The sequence below is a fragment of the Pseudomonas sp. QC2 genome (assembly GCF_002859085.1).
GTDB lineage: Bacteria > Pseudomonadota > Gammaproteobacteria > Pseudomonadales > Pseudomonadaceae > Aquipseudomonas > Aquipseudomonas petroselini.
Window position 1 is genome coordinate 1 of record NZ_PKKS01000023.1, and the last position, 15,183, is coordinate 15,183.

The following is a 15,183-nucleotide window of genomic DNA, read 5'->3' on the forward strand; positions in this document are numbered from 1 at the left end:
ACGACCATAGAGCATTGGAACCACCTGATCCCATCCCGAACTCAGAAGTGAAACGATGCATCGCCGATGGTAGTGTGGGGTTTCCCCATGTGAGAGTAGGTCATCGTCAAGATTAAATTCCGAAACCCCATCTGCGAAAGCAGATGGGGTTTTGTTTTGGGCGGTCGAAAACCCAAAACCGACACTTGATCCCCTGACAAATTTGCACAGTTATTTCTGAACTAGACCACTAGAATAGGCACCTAACCTTTTTTAGAGTCCGAGCCCTATCTATGCCCGATCCGGTTGATGCCCTTGAGGTGTCGGATTTACCACTGGACGACCTGGTGGCATGCCACGAGTGCGACTTGCTGATGCGCAAGCCAGTGCTCGCCCTCGGCGAAAAAGCCCAATGCCCCCGTTGCGGTTACGAGCTGTATGCTCACCGCCACAATGTCGTTGAACGTAGCCTTGCCCTGGTACTTGCGGCACTGTTGCTGTACATCCCCGCGAACTTTTTACCCATCATGCAGCTCAATCTACTCGGGCAGTCCTCTGAAGACACCGTCTGGAGCGGCGTTGTTGGCCTTTTTGATACAGGCATGCAAGGCGTGGCTGTGGTGGTGTTCCTGTGCAGCATGGGCATTCCGTTGCTCAAGCTGCTCTGCCAGTTGGCAGTGTTGCTCAGCATCCGTTGGAACATCGGCCGCAGCTATGGACTGCTGCTGTACCGCATCTACCATCACATGAAGGATTGGGGGATGTTGGAGGTCTATTTGATGGGCGTGCTGGTGGCGATCGTAAAACTCGCCGACATGGCCTCCATCACAGTCGGACTGGGCCTGGTCTGTTTTGTCAGCCTACTAATGGTTCAAGTGTTGCTTGAGGTGGTGATGTCGCCCCACCAGATCTGGCAAGCGCTCTCAGGAGAGGACGATCATGCGGGCGATTGATGCAGGCATTCTGATTTGTACCGAATGTCATGAATTGAACAAACAAGACGCTGATTCGGATGAGCAGATCTGCACGCGTTGCGGTGCGCTGATCCATGCCCGCCGTCCCAACAGCCTCACACGCACCTGGGCGTTGCTGGTCACGGCAGCGATTTTGTATATCCCGGCTAACCTGCTGCCCATCATGACCATCAATTCCTTGGGGCAAGGTGATCCCAGTACCATCATGGCCGGTGTGATCCAACTGGTGCAGCACGGTATGTTCCCGATTGCGGCAGTCGTATTCATCGCCAGCATCCTAGTACCGACGTTCAAGTTGGTAGGCATAGGTCTGCTACTGTTCTCGGTGCAGCGTCGCCAACCGCTGTCCGCGCAACAACGCATTGTGATGTACCGCTTTATCGAATTCATCGGTCGCTGGTCCATGCTGGATATCTTCGTGATTGCCATCTTGGTGGCCGTTGTAAATTTTGGACGACTTGCCAGTGTCGAGGCCAATCTCGGTGCTGCAGCGTTCGCCAGTGTGGTGATCTTGACGATGCTTGCCGCAGTAACTTTTGATCCCCGACTGATTTGGGATAACACGGAGTCGGACGACGACCATGAGTGATTTGCCTAAAGCTAAAACCCGCCCGGCCTCCAATTGGTCGGCCATTTGGGTGCTGCCCCTGATTGCCCTGATCATTGGTGGCTGGCTGGGATGGCGTGCCTATTCCCAGCAGGGCATCGATATCCAAGTGCGCTTTGAAAGCGGCGAAGGTATCCAAGTCAACAAAACCGAAGTGGTCTACAAAGGTATGCCGGTGGGCAAGGTCAAGGCCCTGGCCCTGGACGACGAAGGTAATAATCGAGGGGTGATTGCCACCATCGAGATGAACAAGGACGTCGAGCAATACCTCAAGACCAATACCCGCTTCTGGTTGGTCAAACCCAGCGTCAGCCTTGCCGGCATCACCGGCCTGGAAACCCTGGTATCGGGTAACTACATCGCCGCCAGTCCAGGCGACGGTGAGCCCTCGCGCAAATTCAAGGCGCTCTCTGAAGAGCCACCCTTGTCCGACGCCAAGCCCGGTCTTCACCTGACCGTCAAGGCCGACCGTCTTGGCTCGCTCAACCGTGGCAGCCCGGTGTTCTATAAGCAGATACAGGTTGGGCAAGTCAAAAGCTACCTGCTTTCCGAGGACCAGAGCACCGTCGAAATCAAGGTCTATATCGAACCGACCTACGCCAGCCTGGTGCGCAAACACACCCGTTTCTGGAACGCCAGTGGCATCAGCATCGACGCCAACCTGTCCGGGTTGAAGGTGCGCAGCGAATCGCTCTCCAGCATCGTTGCTGGTGGCATCGCCTTCGCCACGCCCGAGAATCGCAAGGACAGCCCGCCGACCGATCCAAGCCTGCCTTTCCGGCTCTACGAAGATTTCGACGCCGCCGCCGCCGGGATCAAGGTGAAGGTTCAGCTGGCAGATTTCGAGGGGCTGCAGGCCGGGCGTACTCCGGTCATGTACAAGGGCATCCAAGTTGGCAGCCTGAAGACCCTGAAAATCAACCCGGATCTTTCCAGTGCCAATGCCGAACTGACACTCGACCCCTTGGCCGAGGATTACCTGGTTCAGGACACCCAGTTCTGGGTAGTCAAACCCTCTATCTCCCTGGCCGGCATCACTGGCCTTGAAGCCTTGGTCAAAGGCAACTACATCGCCATTCGCCCAGGTGACAAAGGCACTCCACCACAACGCGAGTACATCGCCCGCGCCAAAGCGCCACCGTTGGACCTGCGTTCACCGGGCCTGCACATGGTGCTGTTTACCGATAACCTCGGCTCCCTGGATGTCGGCAGCCCGGTTCTCTACAAACAGGTCAAGGTCGGCTCGGTGCAGAGCTACCAATTCTCGCGCAAGAACAAACAGTTGGTGATCGGCGTTCACATCGAGAAGGAATACGAAAATCTGGTCAACGGCTCGACGCGCTTCTGGAATGCCAGCGGTGTCACCCTGACCGGTGGGCTCACCGGTGGCATTCAGGTGAAAAGTGAATCCCTGGCCAGCTTGATGGCCGGCGGTATCGCGTTTGAAACCCCGCAACCGAACGTACCGCTGAAAAAACGCATTCCGCGTTTCCGTCTGTTTGCCGACCGAGACGCCGCCAACCAACATGGCACTCTGGTCACTATCAAAGTCGACCGCGCCGATGGCATGCGCCCTGGCACCCCGGTGCGCTTCAAGGGCCTGGACGTGGGCAAGATCGAAAGTGTCGACCTCAGTGCGGATATGCAGTCGGTAGTGCTCAGTGCACGTATCACCCAGGTAGCGGACCGCATTGCGCGCGTCGGCAGCCAGTTCTGGGTAGTCAAGCCTGAGCTGGGCCTGATGAAAACCTCCAACCTCGAAACCCTGGTTACCGGGCAATACATCGAAGTGCAGCCGGCTGCGAAAAACGCTGGCCCGCAAAAGAGCTTTGTCGCGCTGGACCAGCCTCCTGAAGCCGCCCACCAGGAAGCTGGCTTGAGCCTGACACTCAGCGCCGCACGCCGCGGTTCGCTCAAGGAAGGCGTACCGGTCACCTATCGCGAAGTTACCGTCGGCAAAGTAACAGGTTACGAGTTGGGCCAAACGGCGGACCGTGTACTCATCCATGTCCTGATCGAGCCCAAGTACGCACCCTTGGTACGCAGTGGCAGCCGCTTCTGGAACACCAGCGGTTTTGGCCTCGACTTCGGCCTGTTCAAAGGCGCCACCGTACGCACCGAATCGCTGGAAACCCTGGTTGCCGGCGGCATCGCCTTCGCCACCCCAGACGGCGAGCGCATGGGCAACGCCGCTCGGCCGCAGCAAACCTTCCCGCTGTTCGACAAGTTCGAAGATGAATGGCTCACTTGGGCGCCTAAGATTCCACTCGGTAAATAGACCGAGTCGCGGCCATCGCGGGCAAGCCCGGCTCCCACATTTGACTGCGTTCCTACAGGATAAACGCAGTTAGCTGTGGGAACGGCTTGCCCGCGAAGGCGCCGGCACAAACAACACAAAAAAAGGCCCTTGGATTCTCATCCAGGGGCCTTTTGCATTTCAGCGCAAAAACTCAGACCTCATCCAACTCCGGCTCATCCGCCTGCACATTCACCGTCGCCTTCACCGCATCATGACGACGGATATACTTCCAATCCGCCTCATCGATATAAATCCCGTTTGGCCCGCTACCGCCTTCCAGGTCGATCGCCACCTGGGCGGACACCTGCGGCTTCACACTGGCGAGGATCGGCACAAAGCCCAGCTGCAAGCTGGTTTCCAGCAACGCCGCCTGGTTCTTCTCATCGATATCCGCCGCCTCGTCGAGGTAGTACGGCAAGCGCACACGCCCGGCCTGGTCGCGGTCCATCAAGTGCAGCAACAAGTACATGTTGGTCAGCGCCTTGATGGTCATGGTGGTGCCGTTGGACGCCGCGCCATCAATGTCGGTATGGATCACGGGTTGGCCATGCACCTTGGTGATCTCGAAGGCCAGCTCGAACAGGTCCTTGAGGCCCAGCTGGTTATGGTTGGCAGCCACCAGGCGCGCGAGGTATTCCTTGGCTTCTTCGTTCTTGTTGTCCTGCTCGGCGCTCTGGCTGAGGTCGAACACCGACAGGGTCTCGCCCTCTTCGTATTGACCGGCACTGTGGATAATCTGGTCGATATGCTTGAGCGCTTCCTTGTTCGGTGCCAACACGATCCGGAAGCTCTGCAGGTTGGAGACCTGACGCTTGTTGATCTCGCGGTTGAACAACGCCAACTGGTGCTCAAGGCTGTCGTAGTCGCTGCGGATATTGCGCAGGGTACGCGCAATGTCAGTGACCGCCGCGCGACGTGCCTTGCCCAACGTCAACGCTTCATCGGTGCGATGCGCATACGCATTGATCAGCAGTTGCAGGCGACGCTCGACATCATCTTCACTGTCGAACTTGGCCACGCCCTTGAGGCGCACCTGCGCATACAACGCCTCGATCTGGCCATCGGCGCGCAGCAACCCTTGCCAGCTGTCCTGATAGTCGTTGAGCAGCGGCAGCAGGTTGTCCATGGAGTCGTCGACCGGGTCCATGAACGGTGTGCCGAACGGCAAGTCCGCCGGCAACAGCTGGCGACGGCGCAACGCGTCATCCAGCGTACGCTGTTTGGCTTCCATATCGCCGATCTGGCGGCCTACCAGTTGCAGCTTGGCCGACAGTTGCTGGACGCGCTCGGTGAACGCATCGCTGGAGCGTTTCAACTCATCTTGCGCCGCTTCCATCTGCGCCAGGTTTTCCAGCTTCTCGCCTTCTTCCGCGCTTAGGGTTTGTGCGCGGCGGAAGTCTTCGAGGGCCTTCTGTGCGTCAAGTACCTGCTGGTACAGCGCTTCGGTCTGGGTCTTGCTCGCGGCGCGGTCAGACGCGACAGCCTGCTGGGTTTTCAGCTGCTTGAGTTCTTTCTCCAGTCGCTCTTTCTGGTCGCGCAACGCAGCGCGATCCGCCAAAGCCTGTAAGGCCGGTGGTTCGATGTGCGAGATGTCGATGGACAGCCCCGGCACTTCAAAACGCTCGCCCTTGAAGCCATCCAGGATCTGCTCCAGGGATTTGACCCACTGGCCGTCCTCATCCAGCGTGATGCCATGCTCGCCCAACGGCAGGCTGAACAACGAGCTGTTGAACAGGCGCATCAGACGCTCGACATCCTGCTGTGAGAATTCTTCCCGCAGTTTGGCGTAGCTGTTGTTGTCGGCGTGGTCGAGCTGCTGCTTGACCGACTTCAAGCGCTTTTCCAGGTCGCGCAGACGCTCGTCTAAATCCTCGGCGCTGAACTGCCGCGACTGCGCGAGGGCGCCCGCCAATTCATCGTGAGCATCCTTGGCCGCCAGCAGCTGTTGCTCCAGTACTTTCACGTCATCCACGAGCGCAAAGCGATGCTTGAGCACCGACAGCTCGCCCAACCAACGCTGGATCCCGCTGATTTCCCGCTCCAGGCGCATCAGCTCCTGGGTGCCGCCACGTTGGTCGTTCTGCAGCGCATCCTGCTCATTGCGGTAGTGCTCGGCCTGGATCGTCAGCTCTTCTTTGCGCGCACTGGCGTAGTCCGACCAGGTGCCCAGCAACGAATCCAGCAGTGGCGACAGGCGATGCAATTTGCCGCGCAACACGTCGCGCTGGCGAACGCCATTGGACAGCGCTTCAACCAGCGGGCCGGCCGCTACCAGCGAGTTGTAGTCCTGCTCCATGCGTCGCACATCGCGGAAGGCTTCTTCGCACGCCGCGATGTAATCCACGCTGCCAGAACGCAGGCTGTGTTCAAACGCATCCAGAAACAGTTGCTTGAGCTTGGCCGCCGTGATTTCGCGCATGTGCAGCAGGTTGATAAACAGCGCGCGGAAGGTCTTCAGGCTCTGCTCGCTGGTGGATCGCAGCGGGATTAGCGTCAGGTCCAGCGGGATCGAGGTATGACCACCCACCAACAACCGGCGCAGTTCATCCGGCTTGAGTTCGTAGGCTTTCAGGCCTTCGCGTTCCAGGTTGGTGAACAGCTCTTTCTGACGCAGGCAGGTGTCGTTCTTCTGGTAGTGAGCCAGGTCCAGCTTACCGGCGTAGGCAAAGAACTGGTGCCCGAAACCGCCGCCAGGGCCGCGCCCGACCACGCCGATCACGTGCGGACCGTGGGGCAGGGAGACTTCCACGAGGATGTAGCTGGTGTCGGTCGCGAAGTAGAAGCGCCGCGATTGCTCCAGGGTGTACTTGCCGAAACTCATGTCTGACATGCGCGCCAGGATCGGGAACTGCAAGGCGTTGATCGACGCGGATTTACCCAGGTTGTTCGCGCCATACACCGACAGCGGTTCTTCCAGCGGGAACAAGCCCAGGCTGTAGCCGGCGGTGTTCAATAGGGCGAAGCGGCGGATGCCGTAGCGTTCCTTGCTCATGCGTCGGTCTCCTGTTCTTCGGCAATGGCACGTGCCAGGGCGTCTTCTTCGCTTTCATCCGCGAAGTCGCTCAAGTCGAGTGGGTCATCGGTTTTCAGCAATTTCTCATCGCTGTCTTCGTCGATGATCACCGGTGCCGGCAGCGGCAACACGCTGTGCACGCTGGCTGCGAGGTCGCGGTCTTGTTGCACCGACAGGCACACATCGAGGAAGCGGTGCATGGGCGGCAGGAAGCGATAAATGCCGTTGTCTTCGCTGGCAAAACCCAGCTGGGTCATACGGCGCATGATTTTCTCTTCGAGTTCTTCCTGGGTCTGCACCTCGGCCTGGATAAACAGGTCGCGGTACTTCTCCAGCAGCGACGGCAACTCATCACGGCCCAGGCTGCCACCATCCAGCACGGCAATCGGGTCGCGGCCCTGATCGGCCAGATGCTCGACGATGATGAAGGTGAACAACGCCAGGCGCTGGGCGGTCTTGTTCACCTGCGCACTGGCGATGGCCGAGTCCGGCACGAAGTAGTAGAAACCACGGGTATCGCACACCAGCTCAAAGCCCAGGGCCTTGAACAGCGTGCGGTACTGGTCCTGGAAATTCGACAGTTGTGCGTACAGCTCCGGGTCGCGGCGGCTGACGTGGTAACCCTTGAACAGCTCGCGAAAGATCGGTGCCAGCTGGGACAGTTCGGATAGATCAAGATGCATAAGGCGTGCTCGCAGAATTCTCGGCGGAGTCGGTGCTGGCCGGGAGCAGGGCGAATGAGCGCAGGCTGACCTGGTGCTCGTGTGTGTGGTAATCGCGGCGTTCCAGGCGTTCGCGCTTGAAGCGCTTTTCGCGCGAGAGGCGCGAGAACCAGTACAGCAATTCGTCGGTGGCGCCGTCCGGTTCCTGCTCCAGCAGCCAGGTCATCAGGTCCGGCATCGGCAGTGCGTCTTCGCAGCGCTCGAGCATTTCCTTGACCGTGCGCGGTGCCCGCTGGGCGTCGCCCTTGTGGGATTTGTGCGCCTTGGGGAACCGCGCCGGCTTCGGCTCGAAGTTCGCCAGGGCATACACATAGGCCTCGACCTGGCTGGCACTGCCGAGGAAGGTGCTTTGCGGCCGGGTAAACATCGGCATCGCCGCCTGTGGCACCGCGTCCAGGCCTTTACGTCGGATGGCCGACAAGGCCAACGCCGCGCCACGGGTCACAGCATTATGCCGGCGCGCTTCTTCGCGCAGCGGCAGTAGCAGCTCGCGGGCATGACGCAGGGTCAGCTGGGCGCTGGTCTGCATCTCGAGGATGCGCGCGTGGGTGCGCAGCAGCATGTCGTCGTCCACCAGGTGGCCGAGGCGCTGCTGCTCGGTGAGCATGCGCAGCAGCACGTTCTCCACCTTGCGCACGCCTTGCTCGAAGGCGCCGTCGGCGTTCACCAGTTGGATCATCGGTTCGACGTATTCGTCCCAGGTCGCCAGGACTTCGGCGTAACGCTGGCGTAACGGAATCTGCCGGTCGCTGGTCTTGGCGCGGTCGGCCACGGCGGCGAGGGCCTGTTCGTCGTTGGCGAGTTTTTTCAACACGTCGCGCACGCGCATGTCGAGCAGGCGCAGCTGGCGGGCCAGGTCGTGGCCATCACGGATGTCGAAGGCGTCCTGGATATAACCGGCCAGGCGCTCGAGGTGGCGCAGGTAGGCTTCGATTTCCAGGCACAGGCCAAGCCGGTGCTCCTTGCGAAGATACGCCAGGAAGTCGTGGATCTGCGCGTTGAGCTCGAAACGGTTCGGGCTCTTGGCGACAGGCACCAGGATATCCAGGCGAATCCACACGTCCAGCAGGCTGGTGATGTCCTGGGGCGTGCTGTCCAGTTGTTGGGCCGCCAATTGCGCGCGCAGTTCGCTCAGGCTCAGGGTGCCTTGGTCGAAGTGTTCGCACAGTGGCTCAAGCAGGGCCCAGTGTTCGGCGAGGGCGCGCAAGACGCGCTTGGGTTCGATCATCGGAATGGCCGGCTGGTTGGCGATTAAAAGTCGCGATTGTACTGCATCGGGCGCGGGATTTATCCACAGCCGGTCAGTGTGCAGTGGGCGATTGTTGCCGAACAGCGGTAGAATCCCCGCTCTTTAGTTATCCACAAGTGGCCGAGCTGTGCTTATCGAGTCCCGACGTCGCGCTTACTTGACCGCCATGCAGGTGGTCAACTGGCTGCCCCGCACCGAACTGCCGTTTGCCGCGCCGTCGCGGCCCGAGCTGTTGCAGGCGCCTGAGCCCTATGAGGCGTTCGAGTCGTCGGGGGAGGAGGCGGCTGCACCGGTGGCGGTGGTCAAACCCACTCCGGAATCGCGCCCGGCCGTCGAACGGGCGAAGATCGAAGTGCCGCGCCCTTCGCCGGTGGTCAAGGCGGCCAAGGTGGTCGAGGAGGCCGCCCCGGTGGTCAAGGCCCCGGTGGTGCCGCCGCCGCGTTTCGCCCTGCAATTGCTGCGGGCCGGGCGCTGCCTGCTGCTGGTGGAGTTGCCGACCGGCGAACGCTTCCAGACCCGCGACCCCGCCTACATGCTGCTTAAGGACATGCTGCGCGCCGCCGGCCTGCCCGACAGCCCGCAAATCGTCGGCGACCCCGTACGTTGGCCGCTGCTGGTGCGTGGCACCATGGACCAGGGCCCGGAAGCCGCGCGGGACTTTGTGCAAGGCTTCGTCTCGGCACGCCTGGAAGACGAACCCTGTGTGTGCCTGTGGCTGATCGGCCTGCCCGCCGTGCGCTTTGCCGGTGAAGCCAATGCCGAAGCCTGGTACCGCGAGCTGCAGGTCGACAGCCTGGGCACGGTGTGGGCCCTGCCGGGCCTGGAATTATTAATGGAAGAGCCACAGCGTAAGGCTGATGTCTGGCAAGCCATGCGCCGGCTGATGGCGCGCTGGAAAACAACCGATGAGTGAGGCTTTATCCTTCCGCCCGATGACCGAGGCTGACCTCGACGCCGTGCTGAAAATCGAATACGCGGCGTTCAGCCACCCCTGGACCCGTGGGATCTTTCTCGACGGGCTGGGCAAGTACCAGATCTGGCTGATGTTCGAAGGTGAGCAGCAGGTGGGCCACGGCGTGGTGCAGATCATCCTGGATGAAGCGCATTTGCTGAACATCACCGTGAAGCCAGAAAACCAGGGCCGTGGCCTCGGCCTGGCGCTGCTGGAGCACCTGATGTCCCGCGCGTATGCCGCCAATGCGCGGGAATGCTTCCTGGAAGTGCGCGACAGCAATACCGGCGCGTTTCGTCTTTATGAACGATATGGCTTCAATGAAATCGGCCGTCGGCGCGACTACTACCCCGCCGTGGGTGGCCGCGAAGATGCGGTCGTGATGGCCTGCACCTTGGTCGACTAAGTCACAAAAACCACTGTGGGAGCGGGCTTGCTCCCGATGGCAGGCTGTCAGTCAATGCAGGTGTCGACTGATCCACCGCTATCGGGAGCAAGCCCCCTCCCACATTTGGATCTACGGTATGTCAGCGGTTGCCGTCGACGGGGTCGATATCCGCCAGCTCCGCCTCATCCAACCCATTCCCGCCGCCAATCTCATCCTCATCCACGATGCTCAAATCCCAGTCGGCCGGTTCACTTTCGCCGGCTTCCTGGGCATCCCGCGCACCGTCTTCATGGATCAGCGTTTCGGGGCTCATGTCATCGTCGGTCGATTCATGATCATCCGTCGAAGCGCCGGTCATCCCGGCCTCTCGCACCCGTTCGTCGGGCATCAAGTGCTCGCGCTCGCGGCGCGGGATCTCATCGCCGATCTCTGCGGTCGGTTGCTTATCGTCAAAATCCAGCTCGCGCATCGAACCCATGCGATCTTCGTTGTCATCAATGGGTTCGGGCTGGGTAGCGCCGTAGGGACGTCGTGATTCAGTCATGGCCAATCCTCATACTGTGGGGCTTATAGTGTGTGGACAGGCTCGGCTCCCCAAAGATTCAAGCTAATTTGCGTGCGGCGTGACCTGGACGAGGGGTTGTCAGTCACAAAACTGCGCATCATTCCTGAGGCTTTCCCTGATGAACGAACTACAAGACCTGCTTGATAACAACGAACGCTGGGCGGATGCGATCAAACAGGAAGATCCCGAATTCTTCGCCAAGCTCGCCCGCCAGCAAACCCCGGAATACCTGTGGATCGGCTGTTCCGATGCCCGCGTACCAGCCAACGAAATCGTCGGCATGCTGCCGGGTGATCTGTTCGTGCACCGTAACGTTGCGAACGTGGTGCTGCACACCGACCTCAACTGCCTGTCGGTGATCCAGTACGCGGTGGACGTGCTCAAGGTCAAACACATCCTCGTCACCGGCCACTACGGCTGCGGCGGCGTACGCGCCTCGATGCAAGACCGCCAGTTCGGCCTGATCGACGGCTGGCTGCGCACCATTCGTGACCTTTACTACGAAAACCGCGACGTGTTGGCCCAATTGCCTACCGAAGAAGAGCGCGTAGACCGCATGTGCGAGCTGAATGTGATCCAGCAAGTGGCTAACGTCGGCCACACCAGCATTGTGCAAAACGCCTGGCATCGCGGGCAGAGCCTGTCGATTCATGGCTGCATCTACGGCATCAAGGATGGCCGTTGGAAGAGCTTGAACACCACCATCAGTGGTTTCGAGCAGTTGCCGCCGCAGTATCGCCTGCGTCCGCTGGGCGAAGCCTAAGGGCGTTTGCGCTCGCGCCACCGGGTCATGAACGCTTGTCCCTCGGCGTTCAATGGCTCATCGCGACCGGTGACCCAGCCTCGGCAGTTCAGCTCGCGGCATTGGCAAGCGAACTGCCGGAACAGCACGTCTTCGGTGCTGGCGTAATCCATGGTCAGGAGGTCGCCGGCGAGGATCTCATGCAGGGTCCAGACCTCCAGGTAATGCAGGTCGAGAAACACGTTCGGTTCGCAGGAATGAGAGAGCAGGCCAGTGAACCAACAGTCATAGAGGTGCAGGCGGGATGACAACTGCAAAGTATGCAGGCGTCGTTCACTGAGGGCATAGCCGGAGATCTTGGCGATGCAGACGCGACTATCGAAGGCGACTTGCGCTTTGATACCGGCGCCCATGCCATCGACTGCGTGCACCACTTCGAAGTGTTTCGTCGAAGGGTAGCCCTTTCCCAGTGTGGAGTTGAAGGGGTAAAGGCACTCGCTTGCAGTGGTTTTAGCCTTTTCCATGGCTTGAGTTTTCATAACTCTCCTGGTTCAGGCTGCATCGACCTGCGGGTGGTGGCTGACTACCAGTCTTGCAGCGGATGGGTGCGGCTCAAGACTCGCTCAACATGGATCCGATTTCTACTGTCAATGTTGACAGTAGAAATCGGTTATTTGTGTACCGGCTACAGTGCCGGGGCTGCGATGGCTGGAGCAGGGGCGGCGCTTTTCAGCTGCTTCAACTGGGCTTTTATGGCCGGGGTGGCACATTTCGCGTTGGCTTCTTCCGGGGACAGGTTGCGCACCGAGGTATAAAACAACTCACAGGTTTGCTCCTTGCGCGTGACTTGCCAGGTATTTATGCACGCCTTGAGCAGCACGTTCGCATCACTCGCCGGTTTTTGGCCCATCCCGGCCTGCCAGCACGCGGCGCTCAGATCCTGGCCCATCACCTTCAGACCGGCTTCGTCGGCCTTCTGCTCGTTGCCGTCGTAGGTGTCGGGGCTGGCTGCATACCAGATGTAACTCGGGTGGTTGGCGCCCAACACCGAGACGGTTTTGCCGGCGGCCGGGCTGATCTGCGCCAGGCCCAGCACTGCCACGCTCTGCCCGTATTGTTGTTTGATCCAGCTGCGCACCGGCGCGCCGAACGCCACCATCGGCAAAGCGCCTTTGGCGGGCAGGCTCAGTTCTTGAACCATGCGCGTCTGGTAATCGGTGAAGTAGCTGTAGACGTTTTCCAAGTCCTTGCCCGCATTGGAAGGCGCGGCGATGGGCGCGATATCGATGATGGTCTGGTACGCCGGGGTTTCGGTCGCCGGGATGCCATTATCCGTGAGCAGGGTGGCCCAGCGGTCGGTGGTGGCCGATTCGAGGTAATCCTGGGCTTGAGTCAGCGAGTAGTCCGGCGGGAAATGCAGCAGCTCGATGCTTTTACGGTTTTCCAAGGCCATGCCCAGTGGCAGGAACAAGTACCAGTTGTAGGCCCACTTGCCGTCGCTGTTGAGGTTGCTGGCACCTTGATAGGCCAGGTCTGCGGTATTGAGCAACGTGGTCAGGGGCTGGCCATAACTGTCAGGCACACCGCTGAAGGTCGCCGATACCTGCCCGTCATGGGTCTTGACGCTGACTTTCGCCCGGCTGTAGCCATCCCGTTGCAGGCTCTGGTTCAGATAGTGCTCGGCAGTCTGCTCCAGCGTCCATGGCCGAAAGCAGATCACATTGCAGTTGTTGGGGAAGGCAAACAGTTGGGTTACGCGCTGAGTGCTGCCCAGCGGTACCTCGATATCGGCCTGTACGACCGCACTCGCCATCAGTGCGGCCAGGGTGAAGCACAACCTGGTCGGTTTAAACATTGTTGTTTCCTTGTCAGCGAAAGCCCGTCTGCGCGGGGTGAAAGCCCACCTCCACACAGTAGCGGCTGACCAGGGAAACCGCGTGCTAAATCAGCCGCTGTGTCGCTATTGGATAAGAAAACCTACAGGTTGAACTGTAAGGCGTTGCTTAAGTCCCCCATCGGTTTCTGGCCGCGGGCGATCATTGCGTCATCACGTTGCTTAAGGCCGTCCAGGGTCTCCAGCTGAAACACCCGGGTGATCAGCCGCAGAATCGACGCCGTGTCGTACACCGTATGGTCCACCGTGCCTTTGCGCGCGAACGGTGACACCACGATCGCTGGCACCCGCGTACCCGGCCCCCAACGGTCGCCCTTGGGCGGCGCGACGTGGTCCCACCAGCCACCGTTTTCATCGACGGTCACCACCACCACCATGTTTTTCCACTGCGGGCTCTCTTGCAGCACTTTCAAGGCGCGCGCGATATGACGGTCGCCCGAGGCTACGTCGGCATAGCCCGCGTGCATGTTCAAGTTGCCCTGGGGTTTGTAGAAGGTCACGGCGGGCAGTTTGCCGGCCTCGGCATCGGCAAAGAACCGGTTGGTGTTCGATTCATCCCCCAAACCGCCATCGCGCAGGCGTTTGTCACGCTCGGCGCGGTTTTCCGGGCCCTGCTGCTTGAAGTAGTTGAACGGCTGATGGTGGTACTGGAAGTTCGGAATCTTCGGGATGCCGCCCGAATCCTTGAATTGGTCCAGGGTCGCTTGCCACGCACCGGCGTACCAGGCCCAATCGACATTCTTTTTCGACAGCTTGTCACCGATGTGTTCGTGGGTTTGCGGCACCAGCACGTTAGGCAGATCGGCCTTTGCGTAATCCGGGTTTTCCGGGTCGCGGATCCAGGTCGGCCAATAGGGCGGGGCCAGGGTATTCACACCGTAACCATCCGGGGTCAGGGCGCTCGGACCGAACTGCGGCGGACCGGTCATAGCGCTGGCCGGGGATTTGTCCAGCGGCTTGAGACGCGGGTCGGTGGGGTCATCGCTCTGCAGCGTGGCGATCTGCGCCTTGGCTACCGATTGCGCGGCATTCGGGTAAAACGGCGCGGTGGCGCTGATCAGGTATTGATGGTTGAGGAACGAGCCACCAAACGCGCCCTGGAAGAAGTTATCGCAGAGTACAAACTCCTTGGCCACGTCCCACAGGCGCAGGGAATAACGGCTCTGGGCGTAATGGCCCATCACCAGGCCGCCTGAGTCTGCCCAGGCGACAAAACCGTCGTTCTTGCCGCCGTTGATCTGCATCTGGTTCTGATAGAACACGTGCCACAGGTCACGCGTGACCAGGCTCAAAGGCAGGTCTTCGGCATTCGGGCCCTTGAGGGCAAATGGCGCGTTGGGCAGGTTTTCCTGGAATTGCACTTCGCTGGGGTAGGTCACCCCGTCCACCGTTTGCGGGCCGACCTGCAACACGCCGCCCCAGGCCGGAGGCAGGGTGGTCAGCACACTGCCGTCGCGGTCGCGTTGCTGTGTATCGGCAGCGGAAAGCGCCGACAGTGGTTTCTCCACACCAGGGAAATCTGCAAACAGGTTGTTGAAACTGCGGTTCTCGGCATAGATCACCACCACGGTTTTCACCTGGTCGTGCAACGCCTTGTCCAGCTCTTGTGGCGTGAGCGGTCGCGCCACCGGTTTACCCGGTGCCTCGCTGGTATTGCCGCAGGCACTCAAGGTCGCGCCGACCCCCAACACCGCCGCGCCCCCGAGGAAACGCCGACGGCTGGTGTCCACCGACGGTTGCGTTACGGAATCGGGGGAAAGGCGGTCTTCGTGATCGTCACTCATTGCGCGGGAGTCCTG

The 15,183-nt window shown here is 60.2% G+C and carries 13 protein-coding genes and 1 rRNA gene; 7 read left to right on the top strand and 7 right to left on the bottom strand.

Annotation, left to right across the window (positions count from 1 at the left end; genetic code table 11):
• From rrf to QCBJ_RS20720, 4 genes are all read left to right on the top strand, one after another.
• A 5S ribosomal RNA gene (rrf, locus tag QCBJ_RS20705) occupies window positions 1-112 on the top strand; the annotation flags it as partial.
• A gap of 160 nt (window positions 113-272) precedes the next feature.
• Window positions 273-932, top strand: a complete 660-nt coding sequence (locus tag QCBJ_RS20710; RefSeq protein WP_012722055.1) for a paraquat-inducible protein A — start codon at window positions 273-275, stop codon at window positions 930-932.
• Complete coding sequence (locus tag QCBJ_RS20715) at window positions 919-1,542, top strand: paraquat-inducible protein A (RefSeq protein WP_012722056.1); 624 nt, start codon at window positions 919-921, stop codon at window positions 1,540-1,542. Before QCBJ_RS20710 ends, QCBJ_RS20715 begins: the two co-directional genes overlap by 14 nt.
• Window positions 1,535-3,838 carry a PqiB family protein gene (locus QCBJ_RS20720; RefSeq protein ID WP_012722057.1) on the top strand — a complete coding sequence of 768 codons (2,304 nt, stop codon included), beginning with the start codon at window positions 1,535-1,537 and terminating at the stop codon, window positions 3,836-3,838. Before QCBJ_RS20715 ends, QCBJ_RS20720 begins: the two co-directional genes overlap by 8 nt.
• A 172-nt stretch (window positions 3,839-4,010) precedes the next feature.
• On the opposite strand, the gene mksF is transcribed toward QCBJ_RS20720, so the two are convergent.
• The 3 genes from mksF to mksB are packed head-to-tail and all read right to left on the bottom strand — an operon-like array spanning window position 4,011 to window position 8,822.
• A complete protein-coding gene (gene mksF, locus QCBJ_RS20725; RefSeq protein WP_012722058.1) occupies window positions 4,011-6,851 on the bottom strand; it encodes an Mks condensin complex protein MksF in 2,841 nt (946 codons plus the stop codon).
• Complete coding sequence (mksE, locus tag QCBJ_RS20730) at window positions 6,848-7,555, bottom strand: Mks condensin complex protein MksE (RefSeq protein ID WP_012722059.1); 708 nt, start codon at window positions 7,553-7,555, stop codon at window positions 6,848-6,850. The genes mksF and mksE overlap by 4 nt, the downstream gene beginning before the upstream one ends.
• Window positions 7,545-8,822 (bottom strand): Mks condensin complex protein MksB, encoded by a 1,278-nt coding sequence (gene mksB, locus QCBJ_RS20735; RefSeq protein ID WP_012722060.1) that lies wholly within the window; start codon window positions 8,820-8,822, stop codon window positions 7,545-7,547. Before mksB ends, mksE begins: the two co-directional genes overlap by 11 nt.
• 187 nt (window positions 8,823-9,009) lie before the next feature.
• On the opposite strand from mksB, the gene QCBJ_RS20740 reads away from it, so the two are divergent.
• A complete protein-coding gene (locus QCBJ_RS20740) occupies window positions 9,010-9,756 on the top strand; it encodes a hypothetical protein (RefSeq protein ID WP_052308614.1) in 747 nt (248 codons plus the stop codon).
• Window positions 9,749-10,201, top strand: a complete 453-nt coding sequence (gene rimI / locus QCBJ_RS20745; RefSeq protein WP_003188286.1) for a ribosomal protein S18-alanine N-acetyltransferase — start codon at window positions 9,749-9,751, stop codon at window positions 10,199-10,201. The genes QCBJ_RS20740 and rimI overlap by 8 nt, the downstream gene beginning before the upstream one ends.
• 121 nt (window positions 10,202-10,322) lie before the next feature.
• On the opposite strand, the gene QCBJ_RS20750 is transcribed toward rimI, so the two are convergent.
• Window positions 10,323-10,727, bottom strand: coding sequence for a serine kinase/phosphatase (locus QCBJ_RS20750; protein ID WP_093542352.1), 405 nt, complete (start codon window positions 10,725-10,727; stop codon window positions 10,323-10,325).
• A gap of 139 nt (window positions 10,728-10,866) precedes the next feature.
• Here QCBJ_RS20750 and can point away from each other — a divergent pair, with 139 nt between their 5' ends.
• Window positions 10,867-11,511: a carbonate dehydratase gene (gene can / locus QCBJ_RS20755; protein ID WP_003188288.1), complete on the top strand. Its 645-nt coding sequence runs from the start codon at window positions 10,867-10,869 to the stop codon at window positions 11,509-11,511.
• Here can and QCBJ_RS20760 read toward each other — a convergent pair.
• The 3 genes from QCBJ_RS20760 to acpA form a co-directional block, all read right to left on the bottom strand.
• On the bottom strand, window positions 11,508-12,029 hold the full coding sequence (locus QCBJ_RS20760) for a hypothetical protein (RefSeq protein ID WP_064054670.1): 522 nt from the start codon (window positions 12,027-12,029) through the stop codon (window positions 11,508-11,510). The two genes, can and QCBJ_RS20760, sit on opposite strands and share 4 nt — an antisense overlap.
• Before the next feature lie 146 nt (window positions 12,030-12,175).
• Window positions 12,176-13,345, bottom strand: coding sequence for a hypothetical protein (locus QCBJ_RS20765; protein WP_102061525.1), 1,170 nt, complete (start codon window positions 13,343-13,345; stop codon window positions 12,176-12,178).
• 122 nt (window positions 13,346-13,467) lie between these two features.
• A complete protein-coding gene (gene acpA, locus QCBJ_RS20770; RefSeq protein ID WP_102061526.1) occupies window positions 13,468-15,168 on the bottom strand; it encodes an acid phosphatase in 1,701 nt (566 codons plus the stop codon).
• Window positions 15,169-15,183 lie beyond the last annotated feature (15 nt).

What these genes read in the sequence shown, in the direction of transcription:
- mksF (WP_012722058.1), bottom strand. Translation starts at nt 6,851, where the DNA reads ATGAGCAAGGAACGCTACGGCATCCGCCGCTTCGCCCTATTGAACACC.
- QCBJ_RS20765 (WP_102061525.1), bottom strand. Translation starts at nt 13,345, where the DNA reads ATGTTTAAACCGACCAGGTTGTGCTTCACCCTGGCCGCACTGATGGCG.
- can (WP_003188288.1), top strand. Translation starts at nt 10,867, where the DNA reads ATGAACGAACTACAAGACCTGCTTGATAACAACGAACGCTGGGCGGAT.
- QCBJ_RS20740 (WP_052308614.1), top strand. Translation starts at nt 9,010, where the DNA reads ATGCAGGTGGTCAACTGGCTGCCCCGCACCGAACTGCCGTTTGCCGCG.
- acpA (WP_102061526.1), bottom strand. Translation starts at nt 15,168, where the DNA reads ATGAGTGACGATCACGAAGACCGCCTTTCCCCCGATTCCGTAACGCAA.
- QCBJ_RS20720 (WP_012722057.1), top strand. Translation starts at nt 1,535, where the DNA reads ATGAGTGATTTGCCTAAAGCTAAAACCCGCCCGGCCTCCAATTGGTCG.
- QCBJ_RS20710 (WP_012722055.1), top strand. Translation starts at nt 273, where the DNA reads ATGCCCGATCCGGTTGATGCCCTTGAGGTGTCGGATTTACCACTGGAC.
- QCBJ_RS20750 (WP_093542352.1), bottom strand. Translation starts at nt 10,727, where the DNA reads ATGACTGAATCACGACGTCCCTACGGCGCTACCCAGCCCGAACCCATT.
- rimI (WP_003188286.1), top strand. Translation starts at nt 9,749, where the DNA reads ATGAGTGAGGCTTTATCCTTCCGCCCGATGACCGAGGCTGACCTCGAC.
- QCBJ_RS20760 (WP_064054670.1), bottom strand. Translation starts at nt 12,029, where the DNA reads ATGAAAACTCAAGCCATGGAAAAGGCTAAAACCACTGCAAGCGAGTGC.
- mksE (WP_012722059.1), bottom strand. Translation starts at nt 7,555, where the DNA reads ATGCATCTTGATCTATCCGAACTGTCCCAGCTGGCACCGATCTTTCGC.
- mksB (WP_012722060.1), bottom strand. Translation starts at nt 8,822, where the DNA reads ATGATCGAACCCAAGCGCGTCTTGCGCGCCCTCGCCGAACACTGGGCC.
- QCBJ_RS20715 (WP_012722056.1), top strand. Translation starts at nt 919, where the DNA reads ATGCGGGCGATTGATGCAGGCATTCTGATTTGTACCGAATGTCATGAA.